Raw genomic sequence first — 24,117 nt, 5'->3', positions numbered from 1 at the left:
GAAAAGACATACTGGTTTCAAACCAGTATGTCTTTTCATTATAGGCAGATCCTCACCTTTTAACGTTTGGCCAATCTGCGTTCCACAAAATTGGCGATGCGTTTAAGGGCTTCCTGGATTTGTTCCATAGAATAAGCATAAGAACAGCGGATATGACCTTCCCCGGAAGGGCCAAAGGCAGTCCCCGGAACGACGGCTACTTTTTCTTCTTTTAAGAGCTGTTCAGCAAACTCTTCTGAAGATAATCCGGTCTTAGAAATATCCGGGAAGGTATAAAAAGCACCTAAAGGCTCGAAACAGTCCAGGCCCATCTCCCGAAAACCATGAACCATCAGCCGTCTCCGGCGATCGTAGGCTTGGACCATATCGTTTTTAGCTTCATTGGCAGACTGCAAGGCCTCTATGGCTGCAAATTGTCCCATAATGGGGGCACAGAGCATAGTGTATTGATGAATTTTCGTCATTCCTGAAATCAAGTGCGCATTACCCGCGACATACCCGATTCTCCACCCTGTCATAGCGTAGGATTTCGAGAAACCACTGACAAATAAAGTACGGTCGCGCATACCGGGTAAGCTGGCAAATGAGACATGTGTTCCGTCATAGGTAAGATCTGAATAAATATCATCTGCGAGGACGAGAAGATCGTGCTCAGTCACAAAATCGGCGATGGGCAGCAGATCCTCGCGGTTCATAATCGCTCCGGTTGGATTATTCGGATAGGACAGGACCAGAAGTTTCGCTTCAGGAGTATAGACTCTGGCTAAGTCTTCCACACGCATGCGAAAGTTTTCCTTAGCATAAGTTGGAACGTACTTAACGCTTGCCCCGGCCAATATGGCGCATGGCGCATAGGACACATAGGATGGATCGGGAATTAAGACAGTATCCCCAGGTCCCAGAACCGCCCGCATTACCAGGTCTACGGCTTCACTTGCTCCGGTAGTGATGAGAATCTCATGAAGCGGGTCGTAGTTTAGATTCAAAGTCCGGCTCAAATGGTGGGTCAATTCTTCACGTAATTCAAAGAGCCCCGCGTTACTGGTATACATGGTCTGTCCTTCTTCTAAGGAGAAGATGCCGCTTTCCCTGACCGTCCAAGGGGTGACAAAGTCAGGTTCACCGACCCCTAAAGAAATGACATCTTTCATGGTTGCGACAAGGTCAAAGAATTTGCGTATTCCCGATGGGGGAAGGGTAGCAACGTGGGGGGCCAGATATTGATTCATGGTGACACCACCAAGCGCTGGATAGTCTCTTCATCACCCATAAGCTCTATTCCGTCCTGCTTATAGCGGCGGAGCACAAAGTGGGTTGCAGTGCTTTGAACATGTTCAAGAGAGGCCAGTTTTTCAGCCACAAAAAGAGCGACATCCTGCATGGTCTTACCTTCGATAAGAACGGATAAGTCATATCCTCCCGACATTAAAAAAAGCGCTTTGACTTCCGGATATTTCTGCAGACGTTTAGCTATTTTATCAAAGCCATAGCCCCGTTGGGGTAAAACTTTAACTTCAATTAAAGCAGAAACCTTTTCATCGCCGGTTCGATCCCAGTTGATCATAGGCTGATAGCCGACGATTACTTTTTCATTTTCCCAATCCCGGATACGTTGTTTAATATAGTCAGGGGACAACCCTGTTTGAATAGAGAGTTCCTCAGGAGTAAGCCGGCAATCTTCAGCGATGAGTTTGAGCAGGCTGCGATCCTTTTCAGTGAGCATTTTAATCCACCTCTTTTTATCTACCTCGGCGACCGAAGTCCTAATGTTCAGCATTAACTGAACAATTCATTATAGTATATCATATCTCGTTTTTTCTTCTATAAAAAAATTTGTCATTTCAACGGCAGGAAAAAGGAATAGGGGGGCGCCTGGAATATTTAAAGATCAAATAGAGGCTCTTGTTGAATTCAGCAGCCCTCCGGCAAGCAGGATTTTCGCTTGTCGTTCGGTGAGATCATGCCTGACCAAGACTGGAGCCGAGTCATTATCTAAAGCAATGGCGAAAGGCTCAGAGGTTTGAATAGCCTGATGCAGGCCGGAAAGGTGCAAAGTCGTCCCAACATTTAGACGGTCCAGATCATTTTCATCAACAAAGGTTAGGGGCAGAATCCCAAAATTAATTAGGTTAGCACGATGAATGCGGGCAAAACTCTTGGCTAAAACGACACGCAGTCCGAGATACATGGGAGCCAGAGCAGCATGTTCCCGGCTGGAACCTTGACCATAATTATGGCCGGCTATAATGACACTTTGGGTTTGGGCCTTGGCCTTAGCAGCAAACTGAGGATCAATCTTGTGAAATGTGAATTCAGAGATAGCGGGGATATTAGAACGGAGCGGCAGAATTTTAGATCCGGCCGGCATGATATCATCGGTGGTTATATTGTTGCCCAGCTTTAGAATAATAGGTAAGTCAAGTGAGTCATCTAAGGCGGGAGCAATAGGGAGGGGCTGAATGTTAGGTCCGCGTTTGATTGGGGTATCCGGACTCCCTGGGGGGAGAATCATACTGTCATCAATGCGAAACCGCTCAGGGAACCCGACATTGGAAGATAGTCCCAAGGTCCGCGGATCAGTTAAGAAGCCGGTCAAAGCACAGGCTGCCGCAACTTCGGGACTGGCCAAAAACACGGAGGCATCTTGAGTCCCGCTGCGGCCTAAGAAGTTCCGGTTAAAGGTCCGGACAGATACCCCTTTCGAGACTGGGGATTGTCCCATGCCGATACATGGTCCGCAAGTCGATTCCAACAGTCTGGCCCCGCTGTCCAGGAGATCGGTTAAGGCGCCATTGCTGGAAAGCATGCTTAGAACCTGGCGCGATCCGGGGGATATGACTAAGCTGACGCCTGGATGGACATGTTTTCCTTTAAGGATTTGACGAACCCGCATGAGGTCTTGATAAGATGAGTTAGTACAGCTTCCGATAGCCACTTGATGAACTTGAGTTGTGGAATGCTCACTAACCGGAGCTACGTTATCCGGGCTATGGGGCTGGGCGACGAGGGGAACCAGAGTGGAAAGATCTATAGCTAATTCTTCGTCATAAGCAGCATCTTCATCAGCGCAAAGAGGAACATAGTCCTCTGCTCTGCCTTGTGCTTCTAAAAAACGAAGGGTTTGTTCGTCACTGGGAAATATTGAAGAAGATGCGCCTAATTCTGCGCCCATATTGGTGATAGTTGATCGCTCCGGAACCGTAAGAGTTTTTACACCCGGTCCGGCGTATTCGATTATTTTGCCGACGCCCCCTTTGACCGTGAGCGTGCGAAGAATTTCCAAGATGATATCTTTAGCTGAAACCCATTCGGGGAGTTGGCCCGTCAGCCAGACACGCAGGACTTTAGGGTTAGGAAGATAAAAGGCTCCGCCGCCCATCGCCACAGCAACATCAAGCCCCCCGGCACCCATAGCAAGCATGCCCATTCCGCCGGCAGTTGGGGTATGACTGTCGGACCCCAGCAAGGTTTTGCCTGGTTTGGCGAAACGTTCAAGATGGACTTGATGGCAGATCCCGTTTCCCGGACGGGAAAAATATGCCCCAAAGCGCGCAGCGGCACTTTGCAGAAAGGCGTGATCATCAGCGTTTTCAAACCCTGTTTGGAGAGTATTATGATCTATATAACTTACCGAACATTCGGTTTGCACTCTGGAAAGATTCATGGCTTCAAATTGCAGATAGGCCATGGTTCCTGTGGCGTCCTGGGTTAGAGTTTGATCAATGCGAAGCGCGATCTCGTTTCCGCTGTCCAAGCTGCCGGAAACTAAGTGAGATGAGAGTATTTTTTGTGTCAAGTTTTGTCCCATGATAATTCCTCCTTTGAACTTGGTATTAACTTTACCAAAAACAAGAGGAAACATCTATGGGTTTCCTAAATGTATACAAAATTTCTTGTAAGTTAATATATTATTTCCAATGTTTGTTTTACATAGCAGAACTGTAAAGATTTATGTGTTTATAATGTTGATTAGTTTTCATGTTTTACATAGAAGTTTTAGAATAGGCTGGGTGTATTGAGTCATTTGCTTATACTTGCAGGTATAACCTAAAGAGATAGTCAGATGATTTACAATACAAAAGCCTTTAAACGTATGTTAAGTTTCGGTAATATTTGTTTGGGTTTGTCATTATTTCAGGTTATAATAGGTTGGATAGCCTTTGACGTTTGATGTTGATAGCCGGGAGGAATCGTTTTATGCCTATGTATGAATTTGGATGCCCGAAATGCGGGGTTGTGATCACAGAACTGTGTAAAATGGGAGAAAAAGGTGAGCGGCTTGTGTGCAGCAAATGCGGACATATTGGGCTTACCAGACATATCTCCGGTTTTTCCAGCCCGGGAATTTCGGGAGGAACCGGGGGCGGAAGCTGTTCGCCGGGATGCAGCGGTAATTGTGCGGGGTGTCATTGAAAGGGGACCATCTAATTGAACACGAGACTTAATATTGTCCTTGTAGAGCCGGAAATTCCTCCTAATACAGGGAATGTGGCCCGGCTTTGTGCTGCTACCGGAGCTGCGCTGCATTTGGTAAAACCATTAGGTTTTAGCATTGATGATAAGCACCTTAAACGTGCCGGCCTGGATTATTGGCACTTGCTTGATATCTTTCTTTATGAAAATTTTGCCGAGTTTGAGGAAAAAAATCCCGTGGGCCCGCGTTATTTGGCGACCACTAAAGGCGGGCGATCCTATACAGATGTTACGTATGAGCCTGGCGGATACCTTCTTTTTGGGAAGGAAACCAAAGGACTGGCTCCTGAAATCCTGGCACGCTATCCGGAAACGGCCTTAAGGCTGCCGATGCGTGCAGATGCCCGTTCCTTAAATTTATCGAATTCTGTAGCAGTTGTTGTTTACGAAGTACTACGCCAATGGGGATTTCCTGATCTTGTATAGGAAGGGATACGTAATGCATGCAAAGGCGGTTGAAGAACAATCATGATGAATGAGTATGGGTTGACCTTTCTGATGGCTTTGGTGATCGTAATAATCGCTACGCCTGTTTCTATTAAACTTGCAAAACATTGGGGAGCGATTGCTTATCCGGGCGGACGGCATATTCATAGCCGGCCGATTCCCCGGCTGGGCGGATTGGCGATTTACGCCGCGTTTTGGATGACCGCTTTGGTGACACAGGCTTGGACTAAGAATATCTGGGGCTTATTTATTGGAAGTACGATCATTGTAGCGGTTGGCATCTGGGATGATATCCGTGAAATTCGTCCTTTGTATAAGCTTTATTGGCAAATCGCCGCTGCGGCTGTGCTCCTCTTCTTTGGTTTTTCCATGGATTTCATTTCCCTCCCGTTCCTCGACAAAGACGTTATCTTTTCGGACTTCGGTCTAAGTGCTGTAGGTATTATTTTAATGCTCTTTTGGGTGGTTGGACTGGTGAATACGGTTAATGTATCGGACGGATTGGATGGCCTGGCCGCCGGCATTTGTTTTATAGTCGCCATTTTGTTGTTTTGGTCGGCGTATGGAATCAATCAAGTTTCGGCTGCCCATCTTACTTTAGCATTAGCCGGAGCACTCCTCGGTTTTCTGTTGTTTAATTTTCCCCCGGCCCGTGTTTTCATGGGAGACTCGGGAAGTATGTTTTTAGGGTATATTATTGGAGGAATCTCAATCATGGGTCTCCTCAAAACCGCCACAATTCTGGGATTGGTTTTCCCGCTCCTTGTGATGGGTATGCCGGTTACAGATCTTACCTTTGCCATTATTCGGCGAAAGCTGCGGGGGCAATCCATAGCAATGGCCGATCGGGGGCATCTGCATCATCGTTTGCTTGATGCAGGGTTTACACAAAGGCAGGCTGTGCTTTTGATGTACGGAATCAGTGCCTGTTTTGGGATGGCCGCTGTACTTGGAGCCAAAGGGCTGTGGGTAGGTGCTCTGGTTGTTCTCCTGATCGTTTTTGGGATCTTGATTACTATTCTTATGCGCAGAACGGAAAAACTGGCGGTATTCAGCCGGCGGCATTCAAAGTAAGCTTACACTTCTTTTTTCCTCCATGCATATGATGGTCGGAAAGGGGGTATAAGTATGCCATTAAATGTATTTGCCTTTTATAATGGCTTAACAGAGCAAACAAGGGGTTATCCTTATCTCCAGCGTTACGGAAGCAGTATTGACCAGTTAGCAATTTTTGAGGTTTCGATTCAGAATAATGGAACAATCCTCGGGCGCCCAAGCCGTGGGCTTATTGATGAGGCCCACGCCATGGGAATCAAGGTTTTCCTGGTGGTCAGCAATCTGACACGACAGGGCCAATTTTCCACGGCTCTGATGAGTCGGTTAGTGCGGGATCAGGACTTTGCTAATCTTGTTTGGCGAAACATACGTGATATCTTAGTTGATTATCGGCTTGATGGTGTCAATTTTGATCTGGAAAGGGCGGCACCGGCAGATCGTTCTCTTTTTACCCGACTGATTCAAACATGGTCCAGGATGTTTCAACAAGCAAATTTTATTGTATCGATTGATGTTCCTGCTAAAACTTGGGATGATACTGAGAATGTCTGGCGAGGGTCCTTTGATTATAAACTGATCGGTCAGGCTGTTGATAAAGTTATTCTGATGACTTACGAAGAGCATTGGTCGGAAAGTGAACCAGGCTCAGTAGCCTCAATTCCCTGGGTGACTCAAGTTTTAGATTATGCCATAACCAATATTCCGCGGGAAAAAATCTATATGGGCATTCCGATCTATGGTTATGATTGGCCGGAGGAAGGGAGGGGCAGGGTTATAAGCTACCGGCGGGCCACTGAGCTGGCGCGGCGATACGGTGCTCCGCTGCAGTGGGATGCAAGGCAGCATAGTACATTTTTTCGTTACGAAACTGGAGGCGTGCGTCATACAGTATATTTTGAAGATCCCAGAAGCTTAAGGGAAAAACTCGACTTAGCTCTGCAGAAGGGCATTGGCGGTGTGGCGCTTTGGGAAATGAACCTTAGCTATCCTGCTTTCTGGGAGGTGCTTCAAGCGTACGTTAGGCGTTAAAATATAGGAGGTTTCTAAAAAGTATGCGTATTCATTTCCATGGACATGCCTGCTTCGAAATAGAAGGGGAAGCAGGAAGAATCCTTATAGACCCTTTCTTGACGGGTAACCCAAGCGCTACAGCTAAGCCCGAAGACTTTACCCATCTTGATGCAATTCTGGTCACTCATGGACACAGCGATCATTTAGGAGATGCGATACAGTTGTCTAAACAGACAGAAGCTCCGATCATTGCTGTTTTTGAGCTGGCGAATTATTGCCAGAGCCGGGGTGCCAAAACCCATGCTATGCATATTGGCGGAAAGCATCAGTTCCCCTTTGGCTGGATTAAGCTTACTCAAGCTTTACATGGATCAGGGATAGAAAACCCTGATGGAGAAACGATTTATGGGGGCTTAGCCTGCGGTTTCCTGCTCCAGGTGGAAGGAAAATGGCTTTATCATGCAGGGGATACAGGGTTATTTGGGGATATGGAACTGATCGGACGTCGTTACCCCATTGAGGTTGCTATGCTTCCCATCGGCGATAATTTTGTCATGGGGGTCGAGGAAGCCGTTCATGCCTCCCTGCTATTGCGTCCTAAAGTCGTTATTCCGATGCACTATAATACGTTTCCGGTGATTGTTCAGGATGTAAAAGAATTCTTACATCTTCTCCAGCGCAGAGTTCCGGAAAGCCGGGGTCAGGCCCTTAAGCCTGGCGATGTTTACGAGGTTTAAATCATTATAGAGATCATTCATCCCGCTTGATGATTCAAGTGGGATATTTTTATTTGGAAATGGTCAAACTTATTGAGAGGAGAGATAAATTTATGGACATAGGAGATGAATTTAATGACAAGAAAACCATGTACGACTCGTTGTCTTTATGGGTCTGAAGGCCGTTGTAGTTTGGAACATATTTTAGGTGAACGCGGACCAAATTGCCCTCATTACGAAGAAGGGTTTATTTTGAGCAGAGGGAGAATCTAGAAATGGAAAAGAAACAGAAAAAACCTAAGGTGAGACGAATAGATCCTTTAGAACCGCTGAAAATGGAGATCGCGGCTGAGCTGGGATTGCTCGATCAGATCCATAGTAATGGCTGGCATTCTTTAAGTGCCAAGGATGCCGGAAGAATCGGCGGGCTCATGACGCAAAGGCGGCGAAAAAATGTATAGAGCCGCTGAATTCGTAGTTGAATAGTCAATCATGTGATATAATAATAGTCCGATATAGTTAATAGTAGGGAGCGTATAAGTTGACAAAACATCAACAAATTTTAACCTTTATTGAAGATCTCGCGATTGGCAGCAAGGTCTCTGTTCGCTTTATTGCCAAGGAGTTGGACGTCAGTGAAGGGACTGCTTATCGGGCTATTAAAGAGGCTGAAGCTAAAGGATTTGTCCGTTCGATTCCTAAGGTTGGAACCATACGGATAGAAGGGGTTAAAGAGCGGCAAATTGAGGATTTAACCTTGCATGAAGTTTCCCAAATCGCTGAAGGGGTTGTTATCTGCGGCTTCGCGTATCTCAATCGCTCCCCTAATAAGTTTGTTATAGCTGCAATGGAATTAAAGACTATGGCCCGGTACTTAGAAGATGGAGCGTTGTGTATTGTTGGCAACCGTCGCGATGCCCAGATGTTTGCTTTGAGTCATCACAGTTCCCTGTTAGTTACCGGGGGATTCGAACCTGATGAAGAGGTTATAGCCTTAGCACAAAAAAATGAGTTAGTGATTATCCAGTCTCCCTATGATACATTTGCAGTTACTTCGATGATTAATCGGGCTCTTTATGATCGCTTGATCGAGAAGGAACTTATTTTGGTTGAAGATATTATGGTTAAAGATGTGAGCTATTTAAAAGCGGATGCAACGGTTGAAGATTGGCGAAAACTTTCCCAAGATACCGACCACAGCCGCTTCCCGGTCGTTGATGAGGAAATGACTCTGGTTGGAATCGTTTCCGCAGTGGATGTCGCCGGGGCCGATGTTAAGACGCCGATCAGAGAGGTAATGAATGCCAATCCTTTTCTTGTCGGACGAGATGACCCTGTGACCCATATCTCCCGGATCATGGTTTGGGAAGGGTGGGAAATCGCGGTAGTCGCCGATCAGGGAAAATTAATCGGTATCATAAGCCTGCAAGATGTTATTGAAGCTTATCAGCAAGTCCAGAAACAACCGCAATTCGGTGAAACAGTGGACAATCTTGTCCTGAGCGGGTTCCGCTTTGTTGATGATGCGGAACATCTCACGATCGAAGGGGAAATCACGAATGCCATGAGTGACGACTATGGGTCAGCCAGTTGCGGAGTCATAGTGACAGTCATGAATATGGCCGGCTATATAGGACTGCGGAAGAAGTATCGACTGAATGCGATTACCGAAAATTTTACGCTCTATCAGCTTCAGCCGATTGCGGTCGGGACGGAGATCAAGGTTACCGCCAAGCTATTGCTGGTTGCCAAGAAACACTGCAGTATTGAGGTGGAAGTAATGGCCAACAGTGCCTTGGTAGCCAAAGGTTTGATGACAGCCAGAATAGGGGATAAGAAATTAGTCATTGAGACAGCCCATCCGGAGCTAATGGTATAAAGAAAACTTGGCTGGCGCCAAGCCGCAGGCGCGGGCGGCCGCCTTAGTTGCACTTATGCTCAGAAAGTATATAACGCAAGTTTATACTTTCTATACAGTATAAAATAGCCCCCTCGTCATGTGAAGCGAGGGGGTTTTCTGAAGGAAGGTGAACCACTATAAAGACTGAAAAAACTCAAAAAACCTGTGGCTTTGTTCACCTTCATAATCATACAGAATTCAGCCTGCTTGACGGAGCAGCACGGATCAAGAACTTAGTCCAGCGTGCGGCAGATCTGCAAATGCCGGCTTTGGCAATTACGGATCATGGGGTGATGTACGGGGTCCTGGATTTCTATAAAGCATGCCGGAAAGCAGGAATTAAACCAATTATCGGGTGTGAAGTATATGTGGCACCTAATAAGAGGACGGATAAGATCTCAGGCAAAGACGACTCCAATTATCATTTGGTCTTGCTTGCTGAGAATGAGCAAGGATATCGCAACCTGATCCGACTGGTTTCGATGGCTCATATTGAAGGTTTCTATTATAAGCCTCGGGTAGATAAAGAAATTCTTCGCAAACATGCCGAGGGGATTATTGCCCTTAGTGCTTGTTTGGCTGGGGAAGTCGCGGATTACTTGGTACAGGATCAATTGGAAATGGCAGTTCAAAGTGCCCGGGAGTATGAGAGCATTTTTGGCCAGGGAAATTTTTTCCTTGAGCTTCAGGATCATGGCTTAGAAGAACAGCGCAAGGTCATAATAGGAATGTGGAAGGTGCATGAGCGTACGGGGATTCCCATGGTGGCCACCAATGACGTACATTATGTTAAACGTGAGGATGCGTTTGTTCAAGACGCCCTGCTTTGTATTCAAATGGGCAAGACCTTAGAGGATACTGCAAGGATGCGTTTTTCAAGTGAGGAATTCTTTCTCAAATCTGAAGAGGAGATGGCCATGCTCTTCGGAGAACACCCGGAACTATTGACAAACACCTCCCTGATCGCTGAACGCTGTCAGATGGATTTTCATTTCGGGGAGAACTTTTTACCTGTGTTCGAGGTCCCTTCAGGCTATACACTAAATGGCTATCTTGAAGCAGAATGCCGCAAGGCCTTTCCCCGTTTCTATCCACAAATGACAGAGAGAGAATGTGCGCGCCTGGATTATGAACTCCAAGTTATCTTCCAAACGGGTTTCGCCGGATACTTTTTGATCGTGGCAGATTTTTGCCGTTATGCAAGAGAAAATGGGGTCGTTGTCGGTCCGGGGCGGGGATCAGCGGCAGCTAGTATGGTTGCCTATTTATTAGGGATAACCTCGGTTGAACCTCTGCGCTTTGATTTGCTCTTTGAACGGTTTTTAAATCCCGAACGTGTTTCGATGCCCGATATTGATATAGATTTTGATCCGGAAGGCCGTGAACGTGTTATCCGCTATGTTACTGAAAAGTACGGTGCTGATAAGGTGTGTCAGATTATCACCTTCGGAACTATGGGTGCCAAAGCAGCCATTAGAGATGGGGGACGAGTGTTGGCAATCCCTTTGTTTCGAGTCGATAAAGTGGCTAAAGCAATTCCTTCGGATCTGGGGATGACGTTAGAAAAGGCTCTGGAGGTATCCCCTGATTTGGCCCGTATGGTGGAAGAGGATGAGGAAATAAAAAGGCTCTATACCTTAGCCAGATCGTTGGAAGGGATGACCAGACATGCGTCTACGCATGCTGCCGGGGTCGTCATCGCCAAGGAGCCCCTTATGAATTATCTGCCTCTGCAAAGGACATCAGAAGACTTTGTTATGACCCAATTTCCCATGAAAGCTGTCGAGGAAATCGGACTCTTAAAAATGGACTTTTTAGGTTTGCGGAATTTAACGATTTTGCAAGAGGCTGTGCGGCGAATTGAAGAGACCCATGGCTTCAAGCTTGATTTACAAACATTAGCTTTAGATGATCCCAAAACTTACTCGCTCCTGGCCTCAGGAAACAGTACGGGAATCTTTCAGTTGGAAAGCGGAGGGATGCGCACGATCCTGAAGGACCTCAAGCCGAACTGCTTTGAGGATATTATTGCCGTCGTGGCCTTATACCGCCCTGGGCCAATGGAACAGATCCCGGAATTTATCCGGCGGAAACGCGGGGGCAACATTACCTATCTGCATCCAAAACTGGAACCAATCCTTAAATCGACCTACGGTATTATCGTCTATCAGGAACAAGTCATGCAGATTGCCCGGGATTTAGGAGGTTACTCCCTGGGACGAGCGGATTTGCTCCGGCGGGCGATGGGGAAAAAGAAGAAAGAAATCATGGCAGAGGAACGCCAGAACTTTATTGATGGTTTGCAGGACAGTGATGGAACTTGGATTATTCCAGGCGCGCTTCGGCTTGGCCTGACACTTAAAGATGCGGAAGAAATTTTTGATTTAATGGCCAAATTTGCGGAGTATGGCTTCAATAAAGGGCATGCGACAGCTTATGCTGTGATTTCGTATCAGACGGCTTATTTGAAAGCAAACTATCCTTTAGAGTTTATGGCGGCGCTTTTAAGCACTGTAATGGGTTCATCGGATAAAATATCCTTCTATATTCAAGATGCCCGTTCGAGTGGAATTAAAGTATTGCCGCCGGATGTTCAATACAGCCAAGTTGGATTCTCCATTGAAGACCAGGCTATCCGTTTTGGCTTGGGAGCGATTCGCAATGTGGGAATCAATGTCGTAGAAAAGATTCTGGAGGCCAGGCAAGAGGGGCCTTTTAAATCTCTCGACGATTTCTGTCTCCGCGTTGACCAGAAAGTTTTAAATCGGCGTGTCCTGGAGAGCTTGGTCCGTGCCGGTGCTTTCAGTTCGATTTGTACACGGGCTCAGGCCTTGGCAGTAATGGATCAAGTTTTGGATACAACCGGACGCCGGCAAAAAGACCGGCTGTCGGGCCAATTTTCTCTTTTCGATTTAGATGAAGAGATGGATGAAGGGACCAAGCTTCCTCAGCTGCCGGATTTTAAAGAACGGGATATTTTGAACATGGAAAAGGAATATCTTGGTCTCTACTTAAGTGGACACCCCCTTTCTTCCGTCTTGCCTCAACTTAAAGAATATATCTCATCAGATATCATAACATGTCTGGAGGGGGAAGAAGAGAAGAAGGTTGCTCTAGGCGGACTGGTAACTGGGTTTAGGCAGAATGTTACTAAAAAGGGAGAAATGATGGCTAGTTTTGTTCTGGAAGATTTAACGGGCGGTATTGAGGTATTAGTCTTCCCCCGTGTCTTCGCTCAAACCGGCACTCTCAGCAATGATCAGGCAGTTGTTGTGGTTGGCAGGTATAATATCCGGGATGAAGAGAAAAAGATTTTTGCCGAAAAAATCACAAGATTAGAGGACCTGAAACCTTCCGGAGAGAATAAAACTATCATGTCACCGGCTGCATCGAAGCGTCTCTTCTTAAGGTTTTCTCATGAAAAAAGTGATCTTATGCAGCTTGTTTTAAGTATTATCCAACGTTTTCCGGGCAATCAGCCGGTGTATTTCTACTTTGAGGATACTCAGAAAGTCCTTGAAGGAAAACGACAATTTTGGGTGAACGATCAGGATGAGCTGACGAATGCGCTTCGTGAAGTGATGGATCAACATAATATAGTCTGGCAGCAAACTAAAAATTTTGCTTAAAGGGTTATATCCTTGCAGGATTATTCGCTTTCAAGGCGAAACCCATCAAAATATCCTTAAATGAAAAGGAGATTGATTGTGCGTATTGCAGTATATCCTGGAACATTTGACCCTGTAACCAAAGGACACCTTGATATTTTAGTCCGGGCTAAAGAACTGTTTGATCTCTTGATTATTGCTGTTGCAGCCGATAGCAATAAGACTCCATTGTTTACCCTTGGTGAGAGAATGGAACTTCTCGTGGAATCAACCAAAGACATGCCGAATGTTGCTGTTCGCGTTTTTGAAGGGCTGACAGTAGAGTTTGCCCGTCAATGCGGGGCCATAGCAATCATTCGGGGACTCCGGGCCTTATCCGATTTTGAGTATGAGTTCCAATTAGCCTTAATGAACAAAAAAATTGCGCCGGATATTGAAACGACGTTTCTCATGACTCAAAGTGAGTACTCATTTATTAGCTCAAGTGCGATTAAATGGGCCTCCAGCTTGCATGCAGGAGTTTCGGATTTTGTGCCCCCACATGTGGAAAAAGCCTTGATGTCGAAATATGCCAGGCAGCGTTCAGACTCTGATGCAGAGGATTAAGGGCCCGTTTCTTGCACAATAAGAGGTGCTATGGTATCATAAATCGATTTAATAAGGGGGATTTTAGGAAAATGTGGACGGTTATTTATATTGCTCCCAATAAGTTAATTGCAGAAAAGTATAAGAAAATCCTCACTGATGAAGGAATGTTGGTCCAGCTTCGTCCAATTGGTTCGGCTCATCTTGGGGAACACGCTTCCGTCGAAATTCTTGTTCCGGAATCCGAAGCTGAAGAAGCACATGAAATAATTACTGGCGCTATGGGGAGCTGACTATGTTTAAGGATATATTCAGGAAGACAAAGTATGTTACGATCAATTCTGGTCAGGCCAAGGATCGCAGAGCTTCTGAGGTTTTAACTCAAGAAGAGCCTGTGATAACTAAGAAAGAACTTCCTGATGGTCTTTGGGCTAAATGCCCAAAATGCGGGGAGGTTCTCTTCAATAAAAATCTGGATGAAAATGCACGGGTTTGTACAACTTGTGAGTATCATTTTCGAATTACAGCCGGTTTACGTCTCTCATTATTGGTTGATGAAAATAGTTTTGAAGAATGGGATGCTGAATTAAAAACCCTGGATTCCTTAGAGTTTCCTGGCTATGATGAAAAAATCTCAGATGCTCAGGAAAAGACGGGTATGGCTGAAGGGGTACTGACAGGCCGCGCTAAGATAGAGGGTGTTCCCTTTGTTGTGGCTATTAATGAAGCAGGTTTTATGATGGGCAGTATGGGTTCGGTCGTGGGGGAAAAGATTGCCCGTGCGATTGAACGTGCGGTTGAGTTAAGGCTGCCGGTGGTTATTTTTTCCACGTCTGGAGGCGCGAGGATGCAAGAAGGGATTCTTTCCCTTTATCAGATGGCAAAGACGAGCGCGGCTTTGGGAAAGTTAGCTGAAAGCCGCTTATTATATATTTCCGTACTTACAGATCCCACTTTTGGCGGGGTTACAGCCAGCTATGCTTCACTTGGAGATATTTTGATTTCAGAGCCTAATGCTTTAATTGGGTTTACAGGACCGCGTGTTATTAAGCAAACCATAAGGCAAGAACTTCCCAAAGGAGCACAAACAGCGGAGTTTAACCAAGAACATGGTTTAATCGATCTGATCGTGTCACGTACTGAGATGCGGCCTGTTTTAGCACGTTTACTGCGATACCATCAGGAAGGGGCTCATTATGGCGCAACTGTTTGAATTTGAAAAACCAATTGCGGAATTAGAGCAGAAAATCTCCGAACTTCAAAAGTTTTCCGCGGACAAAGGAATTGATCTTTCCAGAGAGATTATAACCCTTGAAAAGAAGGCGGTTGATTTAAAGAAGGAGATTTATGGAAACCTTGAACCCTGGCAAAAGGTTCAAATAGCCAGACATTCCGAGAGGCCTAATTTCTATGACTATGTTCCTCTCTTGTTTGAAGATTTTATAGAACTTAAAGGGGATCGGCTTTACGCAGATGATCCTTCTATTAGCGGTGGAATTGCACTTTTTCATGGGATTGCCGTAACTGTTATAGCCCAGGTTAAAGGTAAAGATACGAAAGAAAATATTAAACGCAATTTTGGTATGCCACATCCGGAAGGATATCGTAAAGCGGTACGGCTGATGGATCAAGCCGAAAAGTTCGGGCGTCCGATTCTGACGTTCATCGATACACCTGGAGCCGCATGCGATCTTGCTGCCGAGGAACGAGGCCAGGGTGAAGCTATCGCCCGCTGCCTGATTGCAATGTCAGGCTATCATGTCCCCGTGATCAGCACGGTTATTGGGGAAGGCGGAAGCGGCGGTGCACTGGCTCTTGGAGTGGGCAACGTTCTTCTGATGCTTGAGAATTCCTTTTACTCGGTCATTGCTCCGGAAAGCTGTGCTACAATTCTCTGGAAGGATGCCACTAAGGCGAAAGAAGCTGCAGCCGCTCTGAAGTTTACGGCTCAGGACCTGCTAAGACTTGGGGTTGCTGATGAATTGATACGCGAGCCTCAAGGCGGGGCTCATAATAACCTGCATCAGACTGCGGAGGAACTGTCCCAGGTTATTTCCAAGTATCTTGTACGGCTGCGTTCTGAAAGTCCGGAAGCGCTGCGGGCTAAGCGCTACCAGAAGATGCGGGCTATTGGATTTTTTCAGGAAACAGGGGTCAAAGAGAGTGCTGATATAAATTTAACAAAAAAGCTTGACTAAGTCTTTGGTTTAATGTTATTATATCTAAGTCGCCGCGGTTAATGCCGCGGAGCTGAATAAGGGCGAGTGGCGGAATGGCAGACGCGTCGGTCTCAAAAACCGATATATGTGAGTATGTGTGGGTTCAAGTCCCACCTCGCCCACCACAGTAAATTCAAGGCCTGCGGGCCTTTTTTAGTTTGAGAAAACAGCAGTGTAATTTTAGAAAAAGCCATGAACTTAAAAATGGCCAGATAAACACAAAAAGAGGGCATAGATACCATGCTCTCTTTTTGTGTCTCCAGAAAGAACCGGCTTAAGCCGCCTCGAAAGAATAGCTATGAGAATACGAAGGAATTTAAGGCGATTGACCGGATGATGAGGAATAATCGCGGGGTAGCATTAAAATAAGCAGCCTTAACGGCCGCTTACTTTGAAATATATTATATTTTTGTTTTAAGAGAGTCTGATACCCTAGGCTAAGGCTTGTTAAAATAATAATCTGCGACAAGGCTTAGGTGGTGGCGGAAAGATTGGTCTCTGAAGCCAGAATAGTACTCCAATAATTACTAGCAGTAAAAAAATAATTATAGACAATGCTAAGATCATATACTTCACCTCTTTATCTTAGATTCCTATAAGATTAAGATTGAGAGGTTTCTCGATTTATACTATTCAGCATGTCCCTAAAATGTTCATTGTAACAAATTGCCCATCATCTAAAAGAATATCCTTTACCATTGATGGAGTTGGGATGATCTCCTTTTCATCCATGAGGTAGTCTAACCATGAAACATTTTGCAGAAAAGGAATCAGTTATTATATGCTAAAATAGGGGTATATTAAAATTTAAGTTTTAAATTAAAGGAGGGTTTATCTATGAATAAGTTTATTTTCAATGATTATTTTCATGAGCCCCAAGGAAAAATCGCCAAGCGGATGCTTTTCAAAAGCGATAATGTAATTGCCTTTGTTCTAAACATTGCAAAAGGGGAAATACTACCGGGACACACACATCTGGAATCAACCCTTTTCCTGCAGGTCATGGAGGGTAATGCCAAGGTTGTCACGGATGGCAATGAGACCTCGTTGCAAGTGGGCGAGTTAATGCAGGTTGATGGTCAGGAAAGCTTGCAGGTTATAAACATCGGCGAAGATGTCTTGCGCCTTTACGTCACAATTTCACCAATGGGTTCAGAGGCTTTTGCAACAGATGCCAATGTTTAATGACTTATCTTGTCCTTGCTATGTGAAGAACTTTTTTCACCATTTGTACCACTTGTTAAAATTGAGACAGATAAGAACTTGAGCTAAAATACCAAAGCTTTGAAAAGACTTTCTATGAAATGAGTGAGAAATCTTTTTTCCACTGTTACTTCACGATTAATGAAATACAGTTATATCAAGGCTTTAACGGAGTTGGTAAGAAATTACCAGCTTCTTTTCGTTTTTAGACCGTTGTATTCAGAGGTAAGTGTGACGGATACATTATGACAGGATAACGGTCGTGTTTGGTGCTGATGGGGAATAACTGAATTATAGCACGGAATTTAACGGACTGTTATTGAAGGATTTTCCGTGTCCTCACCAGCATCAGACGCCTTTGCCATCTATGGCCAGGCCTTGTGGCTAACTAGAGGGCTAATTCGTGCGAAGACAGTGTTTCCGGGCGTCAGCCAAGTCGCTTTAGGCAATGACCTTATAAATTGGTAAGAAATGGACGTCTAAGCTAACGGTAAAAGGTTACATTAAAAGAGAGACATTCATTTGTCCAAAATCAAATTCTAATGCTAATCCAACCTAAGAAAAAAGATTTATAAGGAGATGTTAAATTAATGATTACAGGAACTGAATCGATTACGAGTGTTGTCGAAAAATATCCACAAACGGTTGAAGTCTTTGCAAAATATGGCATGCATTGTTTTGGCTGCATGGCTGCACGATTTGAAAATGTAGAACAAGGGGCATTGGCCCATGGAATTGACGTACCGAGTCTGATTAAGGACTTGAATAAAGTGGTTGATAATCACTAGCGAAATTATAACCTTGGCGTTTCTTTATGTCTGATTGATGTAGACTGTCTACGGCAATCAGGCTTTTTTTATGGCCATATAAATGTTAGGCAATAAAAATATATCGATAAACAATAAAAATATATTGATAAATGGGTAAACCTTATGTATACTTAATCACGCAAAGCAGTTTATAGGGAGGACTTAGAGCCTGGTGATTTAGATCAAAAACCAGGAGACATTTTTTAGCCTATGAAGAAGATTGAAGAACTGAAAGGGGCATAATGATGGAGGATTTAAAGATAGTTCAAGTGGAAGAGACCAACAAGACTCCAGTTCAGAAGGAGGATATCTATCTCCTCATTTCTTCAGTTGTGTTAGGCCTGCTATTTGACACTTTGTTTTATAAAAAACCACTGGGGATTTCTTACCCGCTTTTTGTAATTGCTTTTTACATAGTGTTTTTAGGAAATCTTCGTTGTAAAGTCAAATTTAAGTGTAATTTTGGTTGGTTTTTAAGTATACCCATCATCACCTTGTCAGTGACTTATTTTACCGGTTCTAATCAAATTTTTGCTGCCTTAAACTTCCTCATAATCCCAATTTTGATAATAGCCCAAACAGTATTGATTAACGAAGGCAATAAATACAAATGGTTTGATGCAAGGTTTATTAAGGATATTTTCTATGGAGTCTTTAATCGAACCTTGGGGAATATCCTCAAACCATTTGTCGTGGTATTAAGCTCTTTAAGAATCAGGAAAAGTGATGGAAAACATGATGTGCTTCAAAGAGTCTTGATTGGGCTAGCTATGTCGATACCCCTTCTGATGATCATTATCTCTCTTCTTACCTCAGCGGACAGGGTTTTCAAACATCTTATAGACAATATTGTAAGTTCATTGGGCAGTATTAACCTAAGCGATTTTCCGATACAAGGAACTCTTGTCCTGCTGATTAGTATCCTTGTATTCAGCTATACATGGAGCTTTTTAAAACCCACTGATAAAGAATGTCCGTCAACTCAAAGGCAGCAGGGACCGGAAAGTAAGCAAAGCACTATTTGGGATCCGGTAATTTCTATAACCGTTATGAGCCTGATTAATGGGGTTTATCTGGTATTTATACTAATTCAGTTTGCTTATATGTTTGGTTCTGTCAATAATGGTTTACCGGCGGATTTTACCTATGCGGAGTATGCACGAAGAGGCTTTTTTGAATTACTAATGGTCACATTAATTAATTTTAGTCTTTTACTGAGCAGCATTAAATTCACTGGAAACAATGGAAAATCAGTCGCCAGGATTGTTCGTATTTTGCACTCGCTTCTAGTTCTCTGTACCATGGTTATCTTATCCTCGGCATATCTCAGAATGTCACTCTATGAGGCAGCCTATGGGTATACCTATTTAAGAGTTTTAACCCATAGTTTCATGATTTTCCTGTTTGTATTGCTTGTGATAGCTCTCTATAAAGTCTGGAATGAAGGAATCTCGCTGCTGAAACCCTATGTCGTTCTTGCAATAGCGGCTTATATGATCCTTAATTTCGCGAATATTGATGTCTTGATAGCGAAAAAAAACATAGACCGGTATATGGAAACGGGAAGGCTGGATACTTATTATCTGAGACGATTATCCTATGACAGCATTCCAGTCTTAGTGAAGCTGCTTGATGAGGAAAATGTCCCTCTGGAGCTCAAAAATGATTTAGCGCAAAAACAAAAAGAGCTATCTGAAAAGCAGGCCTGGCAGTCGTTTAATTTGTCCAGGCATAAGGCTGGACAAGTGCTTTCACAATATGACTTGAAGTCCAGTGAAACTATGCCTTAAAAAAATCCCCACACCTCAAACTGGGTGTGGGGATTCCTCATTGGCTTATTTTTTCTTAGTATCCCGTGATCGTGTGATTACAAAGAAGAAAAGACCGACAAGAATATAAATTGCCCCTGTACTTGCCCGCTCTGTTGCCAGATAGTAACTGCCTGCAAGAATAAAAGCTATGGCTGCAAAATAGTCCCAGAATGCTTTGATTGGCTTCTTCTTTGACGTGTTTCCCATCCTTTTCCCTGTTTTTTTCATAGGTATTCCCTCGCTTTATTAGTTTTCACATGTAATCGCATCGGCGGCGACCTTAGGTTAGAATTTTTCAAATCTATTGGGATGATCAGGTCCGGGCCACAAACGGGCATGGTTTATTGTAGCGCATAATAACTATTAACATTCAGCATTCACAAAAATTGGCTGGAATCTCCGGCAACGGCTTATGCGACACTCTGAGATTTCCAGGAATTAGCTCTCGGGTCCTGGTGTGTCGCCAAATAAACACCGGATATAACAATGCCGGCACATAATAATTTAATAAGGGTGATCGATTCCCCTAAGATTGTCACAGACTGGATAATTGTAAAGATAGGGACGAGATTAATAAAAACGGCGGTGCGGGGAGCACCAATGCGCTGAATAGCAATTGCCTGAAAAAGGTAACCCAATACTGAAGCGAATACGCTCATATATAAAATAGAGAGCCAGCCTCTGGCTGTGGTTGTTGGCAGATAGGCGGCGGGGTTTTCCCACAAGACGAAAGGAATCGAGATAACAGCACAGATTAAGAAGGTATAGGCGGTGACCATGAACGGTGTTAGTTGATAGTTTTTCATATACCGCCGGCTGAGAAGGGAATAGACCGCAAAGCAAACGACCGCGAGCAGCATTAAAAAATCCCCATGATTTAATTGGAATTGAGAGATCAATTGCAAATCCCCATTTGTAATGAAGAGAAAAACACCACTGAAGGATAGAATAATTCCCAATATGCTCCGAAGAGTTAAACGTTCACCGAAGAACGCAGCTGCAAGAAGGGCCGTAACCATGGGGTTGATCGCTCCGATTAGCGAGGAGTTGATCGCTGTGGTATAGCTGAGGGAACTAAAGAATAAGGCGTGGTAGCAAAAGGTTCCGACAAATCCAAGCAAGAGCAGTGCCGGCCATTGCTTGCCATGGGGAAAAAGGTTTTTTGGTTCTTTGAAGAACAAGATTGCAAAGATAAAAGGCAAGGCGAAGAGAAAGCGAAAGAAGGTTAAAGCGAATGGCGGAAACTCCTGTACGGAGAATTTTCCGGTGATAAATGCGCCAGACCACAGAATACTGGTAAGTACCATGAGCAAACGGACTTGTTTATCGGACACAAGAATACATCTCCTTTATGTAGAGGGAGTTTCAATAATACCGTAACCTCTTAATCGTACCATGGATTATGCGCTAGTCAATCATTAGGACTAAGATTTACTACAAGAATTTAATGGGCTAATTTGTTAGAAAGTAGTGGGTATGGTATAGTTAATTGTGAAAGAATGGGGGTTTTAGGATGCCGCGGATGGTGATTTTAGACGGAAACAGTCTTGCAAATCGCGCCTTTTATGCTCTCCCGCCGCTAACGACGGCCGATGGGAGACCGACGAATGTTTTGCATGGTTTTCTGACCATGCTCTTTCGCTTAGAGCAAGAGCAACATCCGGATTATTGGGTGGTGGCTTTCGATAAAACAAAGGCAACTGTTCGGATTGAGCAATATGCCGGTTATAAAGCGCAGCGCAAAGAAACCCCGGAGGGACTGCGTCCGCAATTTGATTATCTAAAAGAAATACTGACAGAAATGGATGTTCCCATGCTTGAACTGGCGGGCTACGAAGCGGATGACCTGATAGCTGCCATAACCAAACAAGCGGAAGCGCAAGGTATGGAGATTCAGATATATACCGGGGATAAAGATGCACTGCAGCTTATTTCACCCAGGACAACTGTTTTCCTTACTAAGAAAGGCATCAGCGAAGTTGAACCTTATGATGAAACAGCGTTATGGGAACGCTACCAACTGCGTCCTCATCAAATCATTGATCTTAAGGGTCTGATGGGTGATACCTCGGATAATATCCCTGGGGTTCCAGGAATCGGAGAGAAAACCGCGCTGAAATTACTCTGGGAATTTGAAACGGTCGAAGGGGTTTTGGCGAATGTGGATAAAGTCTCCGGGAAAAAGGTGCAGAGTAATCTGAAGGAGTATACCGATCAGGCTATTCTCAGCAAAAAGTTAGCAACCATGCTGACAGAGGTTCCGATCGGGTTTTCCTGCGATGATTTTGTTCACCGGCGTTCCATAGCAGCCAAAGTACTTCCTGTCTTGCAGAAATATGATCTCAAGAGTGTAACCCGTTTATGGCAGGAACGGCATAAGGATGACGAAGAAATCCCTGGCGGAAGTCCGGAAGAGGTCTTAGAAAACTGGCCAGAACGGGTATTGACTGAAGAAGAATGGCTTATGCAGATTGAACAATGGCAATCGAAAAACATCCCACTTACCCTGGCCTGCCGATATGAAGGAACCGGTTTGCAAGGGGGGCGCTGGCTGGAATGGGGAGTGGCCGCCCAAGGTGAGACCTTTACATTGATACGTGAAGAGGCATCTGAAAAAGTTTGCGAAGCTTGGCTGCAATTGATGGGAAGCGAGCGGGTTCCTAAAACTTTAGCGGACAGTAAAACCGTGGCCTTATTACTGGCTAACGAAGGTATAAGCTTGAAACGTTCCGTCTTAGATCTAAGCCTTGCCTCATATCTGATTCAATCCTCACGTCCGAAATTTGCTCCCTTGGATTTGGTCAAAGAATACTTCCCGACCCAACCGGCCTTCAGGAATGTTGCTGAAGAAGCGGCTGCCTTAGCTCAAGTTGCTCCAAAGTTTGAAAAAGAAATTCACTTCCTCGGACTTGCGCGCCTGCTCCATGAAGTCGAAGAACCTTTAAGCCTGGTGCTTGCCCAAGTGGAAAGGCATGGAATTGGGATTGACTCTGAGCAATTAAAGGTTTTTGGTGAAGGAATAAGCCTGACTCTAAGGGAGTTGGAGCAGGAGATCTATGCTCTCGCTGAGGAAACTTTTAATATTAATTCCCCCAAACAATTAGGCACCATTCTTTTTGAAAAGTTAGGTCTGCCGACCGCGAAGAAGACGAAAACGGGTTATTCGACAGATGCGGAAACCTTAGAAGAACTGCGCAACGCTCACCCTGTCGTGGCTAAGATACTTGACTACCGGCAGTTGAATAAATTGATGTCTACTTATGTAAACGGTCTGCTTGCTCAAGCGAAGGAGGGGCGGATTCACACCACCTTTCAACAAACCGTGACCACCACCGGTCGTTTGTCGAGTACGGAACCCAATTTGCAGAACATCCCGATCCGGCTTGAACAAGGACGTCAGCTCAGAAAAGTTTTTCATCCCACCGAACCTGGATGGGTGTTGCTGTCTGCTGATTATTCCCAAATTGAGCTTCGGATTTTAGCCCATTATTCTCAAGATCCTCTTTTATGCGAATCGTTCTCCCTGGGACAGGATGTCCACACCCGAACTGCGGCGGAAGTCTTTGGCATCTCACTTAATGAAGTGACTTCGGACATGAGACGAAGTGCCAAAGCGGTCAATTTTGGCTTGGTATACGGTTTAACAGAGTTTGGCCTTTCCAGGGATTTAGGAATTCCTCGCAAAGAATCGAAGTTTTACATTGAGCAATATTTTAAACGCTATGGCGGAGTCAAACGATATCTGGAGGATGTGGTGACCCAGGCGAAAAAAGAGGGACAAGTGCGCACCTTGCTGAATAGACTGCGGCGGATTCCGGAGTTGCTTCATTCCAACCGCGTTAAACGTCAATTTGGAGAACGGATTGCTATGAACACACCGGTGCAAGGTACTGCTGCTGATATTATGAAATTAGCCATGCTTAAAGTGGCGGAAGGATTGGCGCCATATCGGGCGGCGATGCTTCTCCAAGTCCATGATGAGCTTTTGCTTCAGGTGGCTCCTGAGGATCTGGAGAAGGTTGCTCATATGCTGAAAGATAAAATGGAAAATGCCTTCACACTGTCGGTGCCAATGACGGTGGAATGCAAGGTGGGAACGAATTGGTATGATATGCAGCCATTTAAGCCGATAGATTAAGTCCAAATCCATTGTTTATGAGTATGGACCTTTAGATTGGTAAATAGGACATAATAGCTAAAGGAAATGAATCGGTTGTTCAGTTGTCTTCACTGAGACAAATATAAGCCGACCGTCTGGTTATGAGCGGTCGGCTCTTTT

21 protein-coding genes and 1 tRNA gene are annotated in these 24,117 nt (G+C 44.8%); 17 read left to right on the top strand and 5 right to left on the bottom strand.

Going from position 1 to position 24,117, the window contains the following annotated elements:
• Positions 1 to 59: 59 nt before the first annotated feature.
• The 3 genes from DESYODRAFT_RS16270 to DESYODRAFT_RS16260 form a co-directional block, all read right to left on the bottom strand.
• Positions 60 to 1,229, bottom strand: coding sequence for an aminotransferase class I/II-fold pyridoxal phosphate-dependent enzyme (locus DESYODRAFT_RS16270; protein WP_007784788.1), 1,170 nt, complete (start codon positions 1,227 to 1,229; stop codon positions 60 to 62).
• Positions 1,226 to 1,723, bottom strand: coding sequence for an Lrp/AsnC family transcriptional regulator (locus DESYODRAFT_RS16265; RefSeq protein ID WP_007784786.1), 498 nt, complete (start codon positions 1,721 to 1,723; stop codon positions 1,226 to 1,228). Before DESYODRAFT_RS16265 ends, DESYODRAFT_RS16270 begins: the two co-directional genes overlap by 4 nt.
• 165 nt (positions 1,724 to 1,888) lie before the next feature.
• Positions 1,889 to 3,808, bottom strand: coding sequence for an aconitate hydratase (locus DESYODRAFT_RS16260; RefSeq protein WP_042339791.1), 1,920 nt, complete (start codon positions 3,806 to 3,808; stop codon positions 1,889 to 1,891).
• 389 nt (positions 3,809 to 4,197) lie between these two features.
• Between DESYODRAFT_RS16260 and DESYODRAFT_RS16255 the strand changes: the two genes are divergently transcribed.
• The 16 genes from DESYODRAFT_RS16255 (at position 4,198) to DESYODRAFT_RS16180 (ending at position 19,817) form a co-directional block, all read left to right on the top strand.
• Entirely contained in the window at positions 4,198 to 4,413 is a 216-nt protein-coding gene (locus DESYODRAFT_RS16255) for an FmdB family zinc ribbon protein (RefSeq protein WP_007784780.1), read from the top strand.
• A gap of 15 nt (positions 4,414 to 4,428) precedes the next feature.
• Positions 4,429 to 4,899: a tRNA (cytidine(34)-2'-O)-methyltransferase gene (locus DESYODRAFT_RS16250; RefSeq protein ID WP_007784778.1), complete on the top strand. Its 471-nt coding sequence runs from the start codon at positions 4,429 to 4,431 to the stop codon at positions 4,897 to 4,899.
• Between the two features lie 42 nt (positions 4,900 to 4,941).
• Positions 4,942 to 5,994, top strand: a complete 1,053-nt coding sequence (locus DESYODRAFT_RS16245) for a glycosyltransferase family 4 protein (protein WP_007784776.1) — start codon at positions 4,942 to 4,944, stop codon at positions 5,992 to 5,994.
• A gap of 54 nt (positions 5,995 to 6,048) precedes the next feature.
• Positions 6,049 to 7,005 carry a glycosyl hydrolase family 18 protein gene (locus DESYODRAFT_RS16240; protein ID WP_007784775.1) on the top strand — a complete coding sequence of 319 codons (957 nt, stop codon included), beginning with the start codon at positions 6,049 to 6,051 and terminating at the stop codon, positions 7,003 to 7,005.
• A gap of 23 nt (positions 7,006 to 7,028) precedes the next feature.
• On the top strand, positions 7,029 to 7,724 hold the full coding sequence (locus DESYODRAFT_RS16235; RefSeq protein ID WP_007784774.1) for a metal-dependent hydrolase: 696 nt from the start codon (positions 7,029 to 7,031) through the stop codon (positions 7,722 to 7,724).
• A gap of 254 nt (positions 7,725 to 7,978) precedes the next feature.
• Positions 7,979 to 8,164, top strand: coding sequence for an alpha/beta-type small acid-soluble spore protein (locus DESYODRAFT_RS16230; RefSeq protein ID WP_007784770.1), 186 nt, complete (start codon positions 7,979 to 7,981; stop codon positions 8,162 to 8,164).
• Positions 8,165 to 8,244: 80 nt separating this feature from the next.
• Entirely contained in the window at positions 8,245 to 9,582 is a 1,338-nt protein-coding gene (locus DESYODRAFT_RS16225; protein ID WP_007784769.1) for a DRTGG domain-containing protein, read from the top strand.
• Positions 9,583 to 9,740: 158 nt separating this feature from the next.
• A complete protein-coding gene (locus DESYODRAFT_RS16220) occupies positions 9,741 to 13,232 on the top strand; it encodes a DNA polymerase III subunit alpha (protein WP_007784767.1) in 3,492 nt (1,163 codons plus the stop codon).
• Positions 13,233 to 13,310: 78 nt separating this feature from the next.
• Positions 13,311 to 13,817 (top strand): pantetheine-phosphate adenylyltransferase, encoded by a 507-nt coding sequence (coaD, locus tag DESYODRAFT_RS16215; RefSeq protein WP_007784765.1) that lies wholly within the window; start codon positions 13,311 to 13,313, stop codon positions 13,815 to 13,817.
• Between the two features lie 71 nt (positions 13,818 to 13,888).
• Positions 13,889 to 14,089: a putative signal transducing protein gene (locus DESYODRAFT_RS16210; protein ID WP_007784763.1), complete on the top strand. Its 201-nt coding sequence runs from the start codon at positions 13,889 to 13,891 to the stop codon at positions 14,087 to 14,089.
• Positions 14,090 to 14,091: 2 nt separating this feature from the next.
• Positions 14,092 to 15,009 (top strand): acetyl-CoA carboxylase, carboxyltransferase subunit beta, encoded by a 918-nt coding sequence (accD, locus tag DESYODRAFT_RS16205; RefSeq protein ID WP_007784762.1) that lies wholly within the window; start codon positions 14,092 to 14,094, stop codon positions 15,007 to 15,009.
• Complete coding sequence (locus DESYODRAFT_RS16200; protein WP_007784760.1) at positions 14,993 to 15,994, top strand: acetyl-CoA carboxylase carboxyltransferase subunit alpha; 1,002 nt, start codon at positions 14,993 to 14,995, stop codon at positions 15,992 to 15,994. Before accD ends, DESYODRAFT_RS16200 begins: the two co-directional genes overlap by 17 nt.
• A gap of 60 nt (positions 15,995 to 16,054) precedes the next feature.
• Positions 16,055 to 16,140, top strand: a tRNA-Leu gene (locus DESYODRAFT_RS16195).
• A 712-nt stretch (positions 16,141 to 16,852) separates the two neighbouring features.
• Positions 16,853 to 17,200 (top strand): cupin domain-containing protein, encoded by a 348-nt coding sequence (locus DESYODRAFT_RS16190; protein ID WP_005816017.1) that lies wholly within the window; start codon positions 16,853 to 16,855, stop codon positions 17,198 to 17,200.
• 608 nt (positions 17,201 to 17,808) lie between these two features.
• Positions 17,809 to 18,006, top strand: a complete 198-nt coding sequence (locus tag DESYODRAFT_RS16185) for a DUF1858 domain-containing protein (RefSeq protein ID WP_007784752.1) — start codon at positions 17,809 to 17,811, stop codon at positions 18,004 to 18,006.
• Positions 18,007 to 18,269: 263 nt separating this feature from the next.
• A complete protein-coding gene (locus tag DESYODRAFT_RS16180; protein WP_007784748.1) occupies positions 18,270 to 19,817 on the top strand; it encodes a DUF4153 domain-containing protein in 1,548 nt (515 codons plus the stop codon).
• Positions 19,818 to 19,862: 45 nt separating this feature from the next.
• Here the strand turns inward: DESYODRAFT_RS16180 and DESYODRAFT_RS16175 are convergent, their stop codons facing one another.
• Positions 19,863 to 20,066 carry a hypothetical protein gene (locus DESYODRAFT_RS16175; RefSeq protein ID WP_007784746.1) on the bottom strand — a complete coding sequence of 68 codons (204 nt, stop codon included), beginning with the start codon at positions 20,064 to 20,066 and terminating at the stop codon, positions 19,863 to 19,865.
• A 182-nt stretch (positions 20,067 to 20,248) separates the two neighbouring features.
• Positions 20,249 to 21,172 (bottom strand): DMT family transporter, encoded by a 924-nt coding sequence (locus DESYODRAFT_RS16170; RefSeq protein ID WP_007784745.1) that lies wholly within the window; start codon positions 21,170 to 21,172, stop codon positions 20,249 to 20,251.
• A gap of 179 nt (positions 21,173 to 21,351) precedes the next feature.
• Here DESYODRAFT_RS16170 and polA point away from each other — a divergent pair, with 179 nt between their 5' ends.
• Positions 21,352 to 23,976, top strand: coding sequence for a DNA polymerase I (gene polA / locus DESYODRAFT_RS16165; RefSeq protein WP_007784744.1), 2,625 nt, complete (start codon positions 21,352 to 21,354; stop codon positions 23,974 to 23,976).
• Positions 23,977 to 24,117 lie beyond the last annotated feature (141 nt).

Origin of the sequence: Desulfosporosinus youngiae DSM 17734, assembly GCF_000244895.1 — a bacterium.
GTDB classification, from domain to species: domain Bacteria; phylum Bacillota; class Desulfitobacteriia; order Desulfitobacteriales; family Desulfitobacteriaceae; genus Desulfosporosinus; species Desulfosporosinus youngiae.
The sequence above is the reverse complement of the archived record's forward strand: the minus strand, read 5'-3'. Positions and strand labels throughout refer to the sequence as shown.

Coding starts and splice junctions, on each gene's coding strand:
- DESYODRAFT_RS16265 (WP_007784786.1), bottom strand. CDS start 1,723: ATGCTCACTGAAAAGGATCGCAGCCTGCTCAAACTCATCGCTGAAGAT.
- polA (WP_007784744.1), top strand. CDS start 21,352: ATGCCGCGGATGGTGATTTTAGACGGAAACAGTCTTGCAAATCGCGCC.
- accD (WP_007784762.1), top strand. CDS start 14,092: ATGTTTAAGGATATATTCAGGAAGACAAAGTATGTTACGATCAATTCT.
- DESYODRAFT_RS16200 (WP_007784760.1), top strand. CDS start 14,993: ATGGCGCAACTGTTTGAATTTGAAAAACCAATTGCGGAATTAGAGCAG.
- DESYODRAFT_RS16245 (WP_007784776.1), top strand. CDS start 4,942: ATGATGAATGAGTATGGGTTGACCTTTCTGATGGCTTTGGTGATCGTA.
- DESYODRAFT_RS16270 (WP_007784788.1), bottom strand. CDS start 1,229: ATGAATCAATATCTGGCCCCCCACGTTGCTACCCTTCCCCCATCGGGA.
- DESYODRAFT_RS16240 (WP_007784775.1), top strand. CDS start 6,049: ATGCCATTAAATGTATTTGCCTTTTATAATGGCTTAACAGAGCAAACA.
- DESYODRAFT_RS16235 (WP_007784774.1), top strand. CDS start 7,029: ATGCGTATTCATTTCCATGGACATGCCTGCTTCGAAATAGAAGGGGAA.
- DESYODRAFT_RS16210 (WP_007784763.1), top strand. CDS start 13,889: ATGTGGACGGTTATTTATATTGCTCCCAATAAGTTAATTGCAGAAAAG.
- DESYODRAFT_RS16180 (WP_007784748.1), top strand. CDS start 18,270: ATGATGGAGGATTTAAAGATAGTTCAAGTGGAAGAGACCAACAAGACT.
- DESYODRAFT_RS16260 (WP_042339791.1), bottom strand. CDS start 3,808: ATGGGACAAAACTTGACACAAAAAATACTCTCATCTCACTTAGTTTCC.
- DESYODRAFT_RS16175 (WP_007784746.1), bottom strand. CDS start 20,066: ATGAAAAAAACAGGGAAAAGGATGGGAAACACGTCAAAGAAGAAGCCA.
- DESYODRAFT_RS16185 (WP_007784752.1), top strand. CDS start 17,809: ATGATTACAGGAACTGAATCGATTACGAGTGTTGTCGAAAAATATCCA.
- DESYODRAFT_RS16230 (WP_007784770.1), top strand. CDS start 7,979: ATGGAAAAGAAACAGAAAAAACCTAAGGTGAGACGAATAGATCCTTTA.
- DESYODRAFT_RS16255 (WP_007784780.1), top strand. CDS start 4,198: ATGCCTATGTATGAATTTGGATGCCCGAAATGCGGGGTTGTGATCACA.
- DESYODRAFT_RS16190 (WP_005816017.1), top strand. CDS start 16,853: ATGAATAAGTTTATTTTCAATGATTATTTTCATGAGCCCCAAGGAAAA.